The sequence below is a fragment of the Amycolatopsis echigonensis genome (assembly GCF_002846615.1).
In the GTDB taxonomy this organism is placed as follows: domain Bacteria; phylum Actinomycetota; class Actinomycetes; order Mycobacteriales; family Pseudonocardiaceae; genus Amycolatopsis; species Amycolatopsis echigonensis.
On the sequence record NZ_PJMY01000001.1, the window covers coordinates 22,178 to 35,142 of the forward strand.

Genomic DNA, 12,965 nt, shown 5'->3' on the forward strand with positions numbered 1-12,965 from the left:
TACTGCACTGTCAGGGGGCGGAGCCACCGCGGCAGGCAGGAGGACTCGACGATGACCACGGGGTTCGACCTCGTCACGATGGGCCGGATCGGGGTCGACATCTACCCCGAGCAGACCGGCGTCGGCCTGGAAGACGTCACTTCGTTCGGCAAATACCTCGGCGGCAGCGCGACCAACGTCGCGGTCGCCGCCGCCCGTTACGGCCGCCGCAGCGCGGTGATCACCAAGACCGGCGACGATCCGTTCGGCCGGTACCTGCACCGCGCACTCGGCGAGTTCGGCGTGGACGACCGGTTCGTCGGCACGTCCGCGCATCTGCCGACGCCGGTGACGTTCTGCGAGATCTTCCCGCCGGACGACTTCCCGCTCTACTTCTACCGCTTCCCCAAGGCCCCGGACCTCGACCTCTTCCCCGAGGAACTCGACCTCGACGCGATCCGCGCGGCGAAGGTGTTCTGGGTGACGGTGACCGGGCTGTCCCAGGAACCGAGCCGCTCGGCGACGCTGGCCGCGCTGGAAGCCCGTGGCCGCGAGGGAATCACCGTGCTCGACCTCGACTACCGGCCGATGTTCTGGGAGTCCCGCGAGCAGGCCCGCGAATGGGTCGGCAAGGCGCTCGACCACGTGACGGTCGCGGTCGGCAACCTCGACGAATGCGACACCGCGGTCGCTTCCCGCGAGCCGCGCGAAGCCGCGAAAGCGTTGCGGGACCGGGGAATTTCGCTGGCCGTGGTGAAGCAGGGGCCGAAGGGCGTCCTCGCCGTGGACGACAGCGGCGAGGTCGAGGTGCCGCCGGTGCCGGTCGACGTCGTCAACGGCCTCGGCGCCGGCGACGCGTTCGGCGGCGCCCTCGTGCACGGGCTGCTGTCCGGCTGGGACACCGAACGCGTGATGCGGTTCGCGAACGCGGCCGGCGCGCACGTCGCCGGGGAACTGTCCTGTTCGGACGCCATGCCCACCGAAGCCCAGGTACTGCGCAAGCTCGGAGGAAACGCATGAACAGGGTCCAAACGAGCACTGTCGAGCGGATCGTCGCCAAACGGGTGCATGATCCGGAGGCGATCGCCGAGGCGGCGGCGGCGCGGGTGCGCGCGAAATCGCCGTTCAACGACAAGGGCCGGACGATGATCATCGCAGCCGACCACCCGGCGCGCGGGGCGAACGCGGTGGGCTCCGATCCGCTGGCCATGGCCGACCGCGGCGAACTGCTCGACCGGCTCTGCCTCGCCCTCGAACGCCCGGGCGTCACCGGCGTGCTCGCGACCGCCGACATCATCGACGACCTGCTGCTGCTCGGCGCGCTGGACGGCAAGACCGTCATCGGGTCGATGAACCGCACCGGGCTGGCCGGGTCGAGCTTCGAGATCGACGACCGGTTCGCCTGCTACGACGCGGAAACCATCGCGCGCATGCGGTTCGACGGCGGCAAGACCCTCACCCGGATCTGTCTCTCCGACCCGGCCACGCCGAGCGTCCTGGAGAACACCGCGAAAGCGGTCGACGAGCTCGCCGCCCGGAAGCTGATCGCGATGGTCGAGCCGTTCGTGTCCGAATGGGTCGACGGGAAGGTCCGCAACGACCTCTCCCCCGAGGCCGTGATCCGGTCCATCACCATCGCCTCCGGCCTCGGCCGCTCGTCGGCCTACACCTGGCTGAAGCTGCCGGTCGTCGCCGACATGGCGCGGGTGCTGGCCGCGTCGACGCTGCCCGCGGTGCTGCTCGGCGGAGAGGTCAAGGACCCCGACGCGGCGTTCGCGGCCTGGCAGGAAGCACTGGCTTTGCCGACCGTGCAAGGGCTCGTGGTCGGGCGTTCGCTGCTGTATCCGCACGACGGCGATGTCGCCAAGGCCGTCGACACGGCGGTGGGGCTGCTGTGAAGCGCTATCACGAAGCCGGAAGCACCGCGGACGGCCCGTTCAGCCTTGTCGTCACACCGGAATCGGCCGGGTGGGGCTACTCCGGCCTGCGCGTCCTCGAACTCGACGGCACGGAGACTGTCGCCACGGGCGACTCGGAAGCGCTCGTCCTGCCGCTGTCCGGCAGCTGCGCGGTCGAGGTGGCCGGGGAGAAGTTCGAGCTGGCGGGCCGCACCGGCGTGTTCGACGCGGTGACCGATTTCGCTTACCTGCCACGGGATGCCTCCGCGGTGCTCACCGGACGCGGCCGGTTCGCGCTGCCGTCGGCGAAAACGGAGAAGCACCTGCCTGCCCGGTACGGACCGGCGTCGGGCGTGCCGAGCGAGCTGCGCGGAGCGGGGATCTGCAGCCGCCAGGTCAACAACTACTGCCTGCCGCACACCTTCGAAGCCGACCAGCTCCTGGTCTGCGAAGTGCTTACCCCCGGCGGGAACTGGTCGTCGTACCCGCCGCACAAGCACGACGAGGCCCGTGAAGGCGAAAGCGAACTCGAGGAGATCTACTACTTCGAGGTCGCGGACGGAGGCATGGGCTACCAGCGCGTCTACGGCACCGAGGAGCGACCGATCGACGTGCTCGAAGAGGTCCGCGGCGGCGACGTCGTGCTGATCCCGCACGGCTGGCACGGCCCGTCGATGGCCGCGCCCGGCTACGACCTGTACTACCTCAACGTGATGGCCGGCCCCGGTCCCGAACGGGCCTGGCTGATCTGCGACGACCCCGCACACGCGTGGGTGCGCCAGACCTGGGAATCCCAAGACGTCGACCCGCGGCTGCCCTTCGGAGGCGCGAAATGAGACTGACCACCGCGCAAGCCCTGGTGCGTTTTCTCGCCAATCAGCATTCGGAGCGCGACGGCGTCGAACAGCGGCTGATCCCCGGCTGTTTCGGGATTTTCGGCCACGGCAACGTCGCCGGGATCGGACAGGCGTTGCTGCAGGCCGCGCGCACCGGAGAAGCGGACCTGCCCTACTACCTCGCGCGCAACGAGCAGGGCCAGGTCCACGCCGCGACCGCGTTCGCGAAGATGCGCAACCGGCTCCAGACCTTCGCCTGCACCGCGTCCACCGGCCCCGGCTCGACCAACATGATCACCGGAGCCGCGCTGGCCACCACGAACCGGATCCCGGTGCTGCTGCTCCCGAGCGACATGTTCGCCACCCGCGGCCCGGACCCGGTGCTGCAGCAGCTGGAGGACACGCGCGCCGGCGACGTCTCGGTCAACGACGCGTTCCGTCCGGTCTCGAAGTACTTCGACCGGATCACCCGGCCCGAACAGCTGATCCCAGCCGCGCTCGCGGCGATGCGAGTGCTCACCGACCCCGTCGAAACCGGCGCGGTCACCCTCGCCCTGCCGCAGGACGTCCAGGCCGAGGCCTACGACTGGCCGGAGGAGTTCTTCCGCCGCCGCGTCTGGCACATCGACCGTCCGGTCCCCGAACCGGAAGCGCTCGCCCGCGCGGTGGAACTGCTGCGCAGCGCGAAGACGCCGCTGATCGTCGCGGGCGGCGGGGTCGTGTACTCCGAAGCGGAGCGCGAACTGCGCGCGTTCGCTGCCGCGACCGGCATTCCGGTCGCGGACACGCACGCGGGCAAGGGCGCGGTGCCCTGGGACCACCCGAGCGCGGCCGGCGGCATCGGCTCCACCGGCACCACGGCGGCCAACGCACTGGCCGCGGAAGCCGACGTCGTCCTGGGCATCGGCACGCGCTACAGCGACTTCACCACCGCATCGCACACCGTGTTCGGCAACCCGGCCGTCAAGTTCGTGAACCTCAACGTCGCCCGCCTCGACGCCGCGAAGCACTCGGCGGAGATGGTCCTGGCGGACGCGAAACGGGGCATCACCGCGCTGCACGAAGCCCTCGCGGGCTGGCAGGTGGACGACGCGTACCGCACCCGCGCGCGGCTGCTGGCGCAGGAATGGAACCGCACCGCCGACGAGTGCTTCCGCGTCGGGCATCAGCCGCTTCCGGCCCAGACCGAGATCCTCGGCGCGCTGAACGACGAACTGGACGACCGCGACGTGGTCGTCAACGCGGCCGGCTCGATGCCGGGCGACCTGCAGATGCTCTGGCGGGCAAGGGATCCGAAGGCCTATCACGTCGAGTACGCCTACTCCTGCATGGGCTACGAGGTGGCCGCGGGCGTGGGCGCGAAAATGGCCGCGCCGGACCGGGAAGTGGTCGTGCTCGTCGGCGACGGCTCGTATCTGATGATGGCGCAGGAAATCGTCACGATGGTCGCCGAACGGCTCAAGGTGATCATCGTGCTGGTGCAGAACCACGGTTTCGCCTCGATCGGTTCGCTGTCGGAATCGCTGGGCTCGCAGCGGTTCGGCACCTCTTACCGCTACCGCGCCGATTCCGGGCTGCTCGAAGGCGACGTCCTGCCGGTCGACCTCGCCGCCAACGCGGCCAGTCTCGGCGCGACCGTGCTCCGCGCGTCCACCGTGGACGAGTTCCGGACCGCGGTGAAGCAGGCGAAGGCGAATTCCACGACCACCGTCGTGCACGTCGAAACCGACCTGCTCGGCCCCAACCCGCCCGGATCGGCGTGGTGGGACGTGCCGGTCAGCGAAGTCTCCGACCTGGACTCCACGCGCGAGGCGCGCGAAACCTACGCCGAAACCAAGCGACAGCAACGGCCTTACCTGTGACTAGGAGCAGCGTGAACACCATCGAACACTGGATCAACGGCACCGCGACGCCGGGCGGCTCGACGCGCACCGCGCCGGTCTACGACCCGGCGACCGGGCGGCAGCAGTCGGCCGTGCTGCTCGCCGAGTCCGCGGACGTGGACACCGCCGTCGCCGCCGCGAGCAAGGCTTTCGAGGCCTGGAGCGATTCGTCGCTGACCCAGCGCACCCGCGTCCTGTTCGCGTTCCGCGAGCTGCTGGTGAAGCACGAGGACGAGCTGGCGCGGATCATCTCGAGCGAACACGGCAAGGTGATCGACGACGCGCGCGGCGAAATCGTGCGCGGCCGCGAGGTCGTCGAATACGCCTGCGGCATCGCCGACGCGCTCAAGGGCAGCTTCTCCGACCAGGTCTCGCGCGGCGTCGACGTGCACGACTTCCGGCAGCCCCTGGGCGTGGTCGCCGGCATCACGCCGTTCAACTTCCCGATCATGGTGCCGCTCTGGATGCACCCGGTCGCGATCGCCACCGGCAACACCTTCGTGCTCAAGCCCAGCGAACGCGACCCGTCCGCGTCCAACCTGGTCGCGCAGCTCTACGCCGAGGCCGGGCTGCCCGACGGCGTGTTCAACGTCGTCCACGGCGACAAGGTGGCGGTCGACGCGATCCTCGACCACCCGGACATCGCCGCGGTGTCGTTCGTCGGCTCCACCCCGATCGCCAAGTACGTGCACGAGCGCGGCACCGCGACCGGCAAGCGCGTCCAGGCCCTCGGCGGCGCGAAGAACCACGCCGTCGTGCTGCCCGACGCCGACCTCGAATACGCCGCCAACCACCTCACCGCCGCCGCGTTCGGCTCCGCCGGGCAGCGGTGCATGGCGATCTCCGTCGCGGTCGCGGTCGGCGACGCGGGCGACCGGCTGATCGGGGTGCTGGAACGCAAGGCGAACGAGGTCAAGGTCGGCCCCGGATCGGACTCCTCGAGCGACATGGGCCCGGTTGTCACCGCCGCCGCCCGCGATCGCGTCGTCGCCGCGGTCGCCCGGGGCGCGGAGGAAGGCGCCACCGTCGTGGTCGACGGACGCGGCCGGTCCGTCGAAGGGTACGAGGAGGGCTTCTTCGTCGGACCGTCCCTTTTGGACCACGTGACGACCGAAATGCAGGCCTACCAAGAGGAAATCTTCGGCCCGGTGCTGGCCGTCGTCCGCGTGTCCACAGTGGACGAGGCGATCGCGCTGATCAACGCCAACCCGTACGGCAACGGCACCGCGATCTTCACCGGCAGCGGCGAGGCGGCGCGCCGCTTCCAGCGCGGGGTCAAGGTCGGCATGATCGGCGTCAACGTCCCGATCCCGGTCCCGATGTCGTACTACTCCTTCGGCGGCTGGAAAGACTCGCTCATCGGCGACAGCCCCATCCACGGCCCCGCGGGAGTCCGGTTCTACACCCGGGCGAAGGTCGTCACGACCCGGTGGCCGGAGACTGAGGCGCACGGGGCGGCGTTCAACTTCCCCACCGCCAACTGAATCCGGGCTGGGGCCCGCCCGGTCCTTCCGAGCGTGCCCCAGCCCTTCACCCGGCGAACCGGCCGACCGCGACGAACACGGCGAGCAGCAGCAGGAAAACGTTGACCGGCAACGGCGTTCGCTCGGCCCGGAGCACATGCACCCGCAACGCGAAGAGCTGCACGACAGCCAGGCCAGCCGCGGCGACCGGGGTGAGGATCGGCGCGATCCCGGTCAGCCACGGCAGCACCACGCCGAGCGCACCCAGGAGTTCGACCAGCCCGACCACCTTCACTCCGGCGTCCGACGAATCCTTCATCCAGTCCAGGCTGCCCGTCGCGATCAAGTGCTCTCGAGAGCGCACGACCTTGAGCCCGCCCGCGGCGAGGTACACCGCGGCAAGCAGTCCCTGGCCGATCCACAGTGCGATGTCCACTGGATACCCCCTCCTTGCGACCTGTGCGTAGCCTGATGATCTGCGCGCACGGGGGCGCCCGCAAAAGGCACACCGGTGTATGTGTCCAGGAACGGAGCCACGGATATGTCGGAGGTCACACCGAAGCCGGCCGTTCCGCCGCGAATCCGGGAGGGCGGCGCGGTCCGGGAGGTTCTGGACCGGATCGGCGACAAGTGGAGCATGCTCGTGGTCGGCACCCTGCGTGCCGGGCCGCGGCGGTTCGGCGAACTGGAACAAGCGATCGCCGGTGTTTCGCAGCGGATGCTGACGCTGACCCTGCGACGATTAGTCGAGGACGGACTGGTGGCGCGCACCGCCTTCGCCGAGGTGCCGCCTCGGGTCGAGTACGAACTCACTGACCTCGGCCGGACGCTGGTGCCGCTGGTGATGGCGCTGGCCGAGTGGGCGATGGCGCATCGCGAGGAGATCAACGCCCACCGATCCCGGTACCGCGCCGACACAGCGGACGGCCCGGGAGGCCACTGACCGCTTCCGGGCGGACGCTGGTGCCGCTGGTGATGGCGCGCAGCGGCCGGAACGAGAGAATCGTTGCGAACCGACGTTCCGCCCCGGCCGCTGGCTTGCTCCTACACGGTCAAGGTCCGGGGTCCGGTTCAGAACGGACCCGGACCCCGTGATTACGCGCCGAAGTGCTTCTCAACCAACCCAGTCGCCTTCTCCCGCTGCCGCACCGAAATCTCCTCCGCCCGCTCCTCCCAGCCGAACACACACGACGACACCACCCCGTCAAACCCCACGTCGGCGAGGGCGGCGAACACCTCGTCGAAATCCACCTCGCCGCGGCCGATCTCGGCGTGCTGGTGGACTCGGACGGTCGAGCCGGGCGGGTTCACGATGTAGCGCAGGCCGTTCGACGCCGTGTGGTCCAGCGTGTCGGCCAGGTGCACATAGGTGACCTTCTCCGCGGCCTCGGCGATGATGCCGGTCGCGTCGTTGCCCTGGTGGAACGTGTGCGGTGTGCAGTAGAGGAACGAAATCCAGTCGCGGTTCAGCCCGCGCACGAGCCGCACGGCGGCGTGGCCGTCCTCGATGAAGTCGTCCGGATGCGGTTCCAGCACCAGCTTCATGCCCTCGCGTTCGAACACCGGGATCAGCTCGTCCATCGAGCGCAGGAACTGGCTTTCGGCGAACTCGGCGGCCTCCGGCCGGCCGTTGAACTCCGAATTCATCGTGTCCACGCCGAGATCGACCGCGATCTGGACGGCCCGCTTCCACGCCCGGACCGCCGCCTGCCGTTCCTCCTCCCCCGGACCGGACCAGCGCAGCACCGGCAGCACCGACGCGATGCCGACCCCGGCATCCGCGGCGCGCTTGCGCAGTTTCGCCACCGTGGCGTCGTCCGCGCGCGGATGGGAGAAGAACGGGATGAAGTCGGCTTTCGGCGACAGCTCCATCCAGGAGTAGCCCGTCCGCGCGACGACGTCGGGCAGGTCGAGCACGGAATGGGTCGCGTAGAACATCTGCGGGTCGAGAGCGAGTTTCACGGTTTCCTCCGGAAATGGGACAGGGCGGCCGGGCACTGCTCCCGGCCGCCCTTCGGACAGATGCGTTCAGAGGCCGCGCGCGGCGGCGTGCAGGTTCTTCGCCGCCAGCGCGAGTCCTTCGGTCTGCGAGTACGCGGCGTCCTCGTGTTCGATGTTCACCGCGATCTCCGGGTCGACCTCGGCCAGCGCGCGCAGGAACCCGGTCCAGTAAGCCGTGTCGTGCCCGAGACCGACCGCGACGAACTTCCAGGCCGGGTCCTCCGGCCAGGCGGAGCACCAGTGGCCGATGCCGGTCGGGACCCGTCCCGGAGCACCGGCCGGCACCCGGGTGAACGACGTGTCGAGCACGCCGCGGACGTCGGCCCCGGGGCAGAGCGTCGCGTCCTTGGCCGCGGCGTGGAACACCAGCGGCCCGAGCCACCGGATGCACTCGACCACGTCCATGCCCTGCCACATCAGGTGCGACGGGTCCATCTCCGCGCCGAGATTCGTCGCGCCGGTCTCGTCGACCAGCCGTTTCAGCGTCACCGGCGAGAAGGCCAGGTTGTGCGGATGCATTTCGATCGCGACCCGCACGCCGTTCTCCCGCGCCAGCGCGTCGATCTCGTTCCAGAACTCGGCCGCGACATCCCATTGGTAGTCCAGGACGTCCAGGTACACGCCGTCCCACGGATTCACCACCCACGACGGGTACTTCGCGTCCGGATCGGACCCCGGGGTGCCGGACATGGTCACCACGTGCCGCACGCCGAGCTGCCCGGCCAGCCGGATGCTGCGACGGAGGTCCTCCGCGTGCTTCGGCCCGACGCCGGGCAGCGGGTTGAGCGGATTCCCGTTGCAGTTCAAAGCGGTCAGCTCCATGCCCCGCTCGGCGAACTCCGCCAGGTACTCGCGGCGCGCGGTGGCCGAGGACAACAGGAGGTCGACCGGGCAATGCGGGGCGGGCAGGAATCCGCCGCTGTTCACCTCCGCCGAGGTCAACCCGTTGGCCCGCAGCACGTCGAGCGCCTCGGCCAGCGTGTGGTCGTGCAGGCAGGCGGTGTAGGCGCCCAGCTTCACCGCGCGCCCTCCGCGTAGAACGCGGGCCGGTCCTTCATCGTCACGCCGACGACCCGGCCGCTCTTCAGCGCCTCCACGGCCGCATCGGAGATCACCGTCGCGGCGTAACCGTCCCAAGAGGACGGTCCGGTCGGCTCGCCGCCGGCGGCCAGGGTGTCGATCCATTCCTGGAACTCGACGTCGAACGCGGCGCCGAAGCGTTCCTTCCAGTCCTGGGGCACGGCGACGCGCGTCGCGTCGCCGCTGCGAACGGCGAGCCGCGCCGGCTCCGGCAGCCGGGCCAGCCCGGTCTCCCCCACCGTCTCGCACTGGATGTCGTAGCCGTATTGGCAGTTGACGAACACCTCGAGGTCGATCCGCACCCCGGCGGCGGTTTCGAACAGCATGATCTGCGGGTCGCGCAGGTGCTCGAACCGCTTGGCGGTCGGCCGCGGCGTGATCACCTGCGCCGACACGATCTCGTCGGACAGCAGCCAGCGCAGCACGTCGATCTCGTGCACGGCGGTGTCCTGCGCGGCCATCTCGGAGTGGTAGCTCTCCGGGACGGTCGGGTTGCGATGCGCGCAGTGCACCATCAACGGGGTGCCGATCTCCCCGGCGTCCAGCACCCGCTTCAGCTCGCGGTACCCGGCGTCGTAGCGGCGCATGAAACCGACCTGGACGAGCCGCCGCCCGTAGGCGATTTCCGCCTCCACGATGCGCAGGCAGTCCTCCGCCGTGGTGGCGAGCGGTTTCTCGCAGAACACCGGTTTCCCGGCGGCGATCGCGGCCAGCACGTGCTCGGCGTGCGTCGGTCCCCACGACGTGACCAGCACGGCGTCCACTTCGGACAGTCCGATCAGCTCGGCCCCGTCGGCCGCCGCCCAGGCGCCGACCGCCGCGGCTACCGTCGCGGCCCGCTCGGCGTCGAGGTCGGTCACCGCGGTCACCTCCGCCCCGTGCACCACCTCGGTCAGCCGGCGGACGTGGTCCTGGCCGATCATCCCGGCCCCGATCACTCCCACGCGTACGGTCACGGCGGGATCTCCTTTCTTCTCAGCGTTCAGCTGTTTTCACAGCCAGGACAGGCACTTCGGCGCCGAGCAGCAGCCGCTGCGCGACACTGCCGAGCACGAGTTTCCCCACCGGCGACCGGCGCTTCATGCCGATCACCAGCAGTTCGACTTCTCCCGCCCGCTCGTCGAGCAGGTCGAGCACGTGCTCGGCGATGTCCACTCCCGGGCGGCGTTCCAGGACCTCCGCCGCGCCGGGCGCCTCCAACGGGCTCAGCCGCAGGTTGGCGACCAGCAGCTTCGTGCCGCGCAACCGGGCTTCGGCGATGCCCCGGGCGAGGGCGAGATCGCCCTCTTCGGAATCGGTCACGGCCGCGAGGACGGACATGGTCAGTTCTCCTTTCCGGCCGCGACCGGCTGGGACCGGTCGAATCGGCTGTGCAGCTCGACTTCGAGCGTCTCCAGCGAACGCCCGCGGGTTTCCGGGACGTACTTCGCCACGAACGTGATGGCGACGACGCCGAGCCCGACGAAGATGAAGAACGTCGTCGAGATGTGCAGCGCGGCGACCAGCATCGGGAACGTCAGGCCGATCGCGAAGTTCGTCAGCCACAGCACCAGTCCCGCGATGCCCATGCCGAACCCGCGCAGTTTCAGCGGGAAGATCTCCGAGAGCATCAGCCAGGTGACCGGGGAGATCGCGCCCTGCTGGAAGGCGAGGAACGTGACCGTCAGCGCGAGCACGACGTACGCGCGGCCTTCCCCGGCGGGCAGCAGCAGCGAGAACACGCCGATCAGCAGCAGCGCGCCGGTGGTGCCGACCTGGCCCGCGATCAACATCGGCCGCCGGTTCACCTTGCCCAGCAGGTAGATCCCGACGAACGTGGCGAGCACCGAGATCACCCCGTTGGCGATGTTCGCGGTCAGCGCGCTGTCCGCGGAGAACCCGGCGTCGGTGAGGATCTGCGTGCCGTAGTACATGATCGAGTTGACGCCGGTGATCTGCTGGACGATCGCGATCCCGATGCCGACGAGCACCAGCCGCCGGATCCACGGGGTCGCCAGATCGCGCAGGCCGCCGGTCTGCGACTTCTTGTCCTCGATCGCCAGCTGCCGCACCTCGGCGAGTTCGGCCTCGGCCCGCCGCGCGGAGCGCACCTGCCGCAGCACGGCCAGCGCGTCGCCGAACCGGTCCTTCGAGGCCAGCCAGCGCGGGCTTTCCGGCATCACCAGCATGCCGAACCACAGCACGACCGCGGGCAGCGTCGCGATGACGAGCATCCAGCGCCAGACCCCGCCGGTTTCCCCGAAGGAGTTGCCGATGATCGCGTTGAACGTGAACGCGAGCAGCTGGCCGGAGACGATCATCAGCTCGTTCTGGGTGACCAGCCGCCCGCGCCGCTCGGCGGGCGAGACCTCGGCGAGGTACGTCGGCACGGTGACCGACGCGCCGCCGACGGCCAGGCCGAGGACGAACCGGCTGAGCACCATGATCGCCGTGGTGGGCGCGAGCGTGCAGCCGAGCGTGCCGATCAGGAAGATCACGGCCAGCATCAGGATGTTCCGGCGGCGGCCCCGCCGGTCCGACAGCCGCCCGCCGACCACCGCGCCGAGCGCGGCGCCCAGCAGCAGCGAACTCGTGACGAGTCCTTCGGTGAACGGCGACAAGCCGAGGTCGGTCTTCATGTACGGCAGGGCGCCGTTGATGACCCCGGTGTCGTAGCCGAAAAGCAGGCCGCCGAAGGTCGCTATCACGGTGACCAGCCGCAGCCGGCGGGAATGCGGTCCCTTTTCGTCGAGCGGCACGGCAGGCGGCGTCGTTGCCCGGACCTGATTCATGTGGGTGCTCCATTGCCCCGTGCGCCAGACCCCACTGGCGCGGATCAGTAAGTTCCCTGTGGTTCCCCGGAAAGCGTTCAGCCCAGACGCGGGCGAGTGCTGCCGCTCAGCCCCTGCGCGGCGAGATATTCGCGCGTGCGCACCGCGATCGGCAGCGGAACCTCCGCGGCGCACGGGTAGAGATCCTGTTCCACGATCACGAACAGCTCCGCGTCCAGTGTGGACAGTGCGTCGACGACCGAGGCGGGATCGGGCACTCCGGCGGGCGGTTCGACGCAGACGCCGCGCTTGACCGCCTCGCCGAACGACAGCCCTTCCGCGGCGACCTGCTCGAGCACGGCCGGGTCCATCTGCTTGATGTGCACGTACCCGACGCGCTCGCCGAACCGGCGGATCAGGTCGAGGTTGTCCCCGCCGCCATAGGCGACGTGGCCGGTGTCGAGGCACAGGTTCGCGTACCGGGAGTCGGTCTCGTTCAGGAACCGCTCGATCTCCGGCTGGGTCTGGATGTGGCTGTCCGCGTGCGGATGCAGCACCAGCCGGACGTCGTACTCCTCCAGCAGGATCCGGCCCAGTTCGTTCGCGCGGCCGCCGAGCGAGTTCCACTGCTCGGCCGTCAGCCGCGGGTCCTCGGTGTACGCGCCGGTCTTCTCGTCGCGGTACATCGGCGGGATGAAGACCAGGTGGTGCGCGCCCGTGGCGGCGGTCAGCGCGGCGACCCGGCGGGCCGTCGCGACCGTCTCCTCGAACGCCTCGGGACGGTGCAGCGCGCCGAACGTGGTGCCGCCGGAAACCCGCAGGCCCCGCGCGGCGGCCGCGTCGGCCAGCTCCCGCGGATCGGTGGGCAGATAGCCGTAGGGGCCCAGCTCGAACCAGCGGTAGCCGGCGCCGGCCAGCTCGTCGAGGAACCGGGTCCACGGGACCTGGTGCTCGTCCTCGGGGAACCAGATCCCCCAGGAGTCGGGCGCCGAACCCAGGCACAGGTTTCCGGCGGTGATACGGGACATCGTCGTCACGGCGGGTCCTCCCGGACTTCAGGGGAAAGGGACGGTCG

At 70.0% G+C, this 12,965-nt stretch carries 13 protein-coding genes; 6 read left to right on the forward strand and 7 right to left on the reverse strand.

Features of this window, described 5'->3' with window-relative positions:
- Positions 1 to 51: 51 nt before the first annotated feature.
- Genes iolC through ATK30_RS00120 form a run of 5 tightly spaced genes read left to right on the forward strand, consistent with a single transcriptional unit; the run spans position 52 to position 6,080 of the window.
- Complete coding sequence (iolC, locus tag ATK30_RS00100; RefSeq protein WP_101433686.1) at positions 52 to 999, forward strand: 5-dehydro-2-deoxygluconokinase; 948 nt, start codon at positions 52 to 54, stop codon at positions 997 to 999.
- Positions 996 to 1,877 (forward strand): Cgl0159 family (beta/alpha)8-fold protein, encoded by an 882-nt coding sequence (locus ATK30_RS00105; protein ID WP_101433687.1) that lies wholly within the window; start codon positions 996 to 998, stop codon positions 1,875 to 1,877. Before iolC ends, ATK30_RS00105 begins: the two co-directional genes overlap by 4 nt.
- On the forward strand, positions 1,874 to 2,713 hold the full coding sequence (gene iolB / locus ATK30_RS00110; protein WP_101433688.1) for a 5-deoxy-glucuronate isomerase: 840 nt from the start codon (positions 1,874 to 1,876) through the stop codon (positions 2,711 to 2,713). Before ATK30_RS00105 ends, iolB begins: the two co-directional genes overlap by 4 nt.
- On the forward strand, positions 2,710 to 4,575 hold the full coding sequence (gene iolD / locus ATK30_RS00115) for a 3D-(3,5/4)-trihydroxycyclohexane-1,2-dione acylhydrolase (decyclizing) (RefSeq protein ID WP_101433689.1): 1,866 nt from the start codon (positions 2,710 to 2,712) through the stop codon (positions 4,573 to 4,575). The genes iolB and iolD overlap by 4 nt, the downstream gene beginning before the upstream one ends.
- Positions 4,576 to 4,586: 11 nt before the next feature.
- Positions 4,587 to 6,080: a CoA-acylating methylmalonate-semialdehyde dehydrogenase gene (locus ATK30_RS00120; protein WP_101433690.1), complete on the forward strand. Its 1,494-nt coding sequence runs from the start codon at positions 4,587 to 4,589 to the stop codon at positions 6,078 to 6,080.
- Between the two features lie 46 nt (positions 6,081 to 6,126).
- Here ATK30_RS00120 and ATK30_RS00125 read toward each other — a convergent pair whose 3' ends face one another.
- Positions 6,127 to 6,495: a DoxX family protein gene (locus ATK30_RS00125; protein WP_101433691.1), complete on the reverse strand. Its 369-nt coding sequence runs from the start codon at positions 6,493 to 6,495 to the stop codon at positions 6,127 to 6,129.
- 105 nt (positions 6,496 to 6,600) lie between these two features.
- Here ATK30_RS00125 and ATK30_RS00130 point away from each other — a divergent pair, with 105 nt between their 5' ends.
- Positions 6,601 to 7,002, forward strand: a complete 402-nt coding sequence (locus ATK30_RS00130; RefSeq protein WP_101433692.1) for a winged helix-turn-helix transcriptional regulator — start codon at positions 6,601 to 6,603, stop codon at positions 7,000 to 7,002.
- Positions 7,003 to 7,154: 152 nt separating this feature from the next.
- On the opposite strand, the gene ATK30_RS00135 is transcribed toward ATK30_RS00130, so the two are convergent.
- The 6 genes from ATK30_RS00135 to ATK30_RS00160 form a co-directional block, all read right to left on the reverse strand.
- Positions 7,155 to 8,021, reverse strand: coding sequence for a sugar phosphate isomerase/epimerase family protein (locus ATK30_RS00135; RefSeq protein WP_101433693.1), 867 nt, complete (start codon positions 8,019 to 8,021; stop codon positions 7,155 to 7,157).
- Positions 8,022 to 8,087: 66 nt separating this feature from the next.
- A complete protein-coding gene (locus ATK30_RS00140; protein ID WP_101433694.1) occupies positions 8,088 to 9,080 on the reverse strand; it encodes a sugar phosphate isomerase/epimerase family protein in 993 nt (330 codons plus the stop codon).
- Positions 9,077 to 10,096, reverse strand: a complete 1,020-nt coding sequence (locus ATK30_RS00145; RefSeq protein WP_101433695.1) for a Gfo/Idh/MocA family oxidoreductase — start codon at positions 10,094 to 10,096, stop codon at positions 9,077 to 9,079. Before ATK30_RS00145 ends, ATK30_RS00140 begins: the two co-directional genes overlap by 4 nt.
- Positions 10,097 to 10,115: 19 nt before the next feature.
- Positions 10,116 to 10,460 (reverse strand): universal stress protein, encoded by a 345-nt coding sequence (locus ATK30_RS00150; protein ID WP_101433696.1) that lies wholly within the window; start codon positions 10,458 to 10,460, stop codon positions 10,116 to 10,118.
- 2 nt (positions 10,461 to 10,462) lie between these two features.
- Complete coding sequence (locus ATK30_RS00155; RefSeq protein WP_101433697.1) at positions 10,463 to 11,911, reverse strand: sugar porter family MFS transporter; 1,449 nt, start codon at positions 11,909 to 11,911, stop codon at positions 10,463 to 10,465.
- Between the two features lie 77 nt (positions 11,912 to 11,988).
- The gene (locus ATK30_RS00160) at positions 11,989 to 12,918 is read right to left on the reverse strand and encodes a TIM barrel protein (protein WP_101433943.1); all 930 of its coding nucleotides are present in this window, start codon (positions 12,916 to 12,918) and stop codon (positions 11,989 to 11,991) included.
- Positions 12,919 to 12,965: the final 47 nt, after the last annotated feature.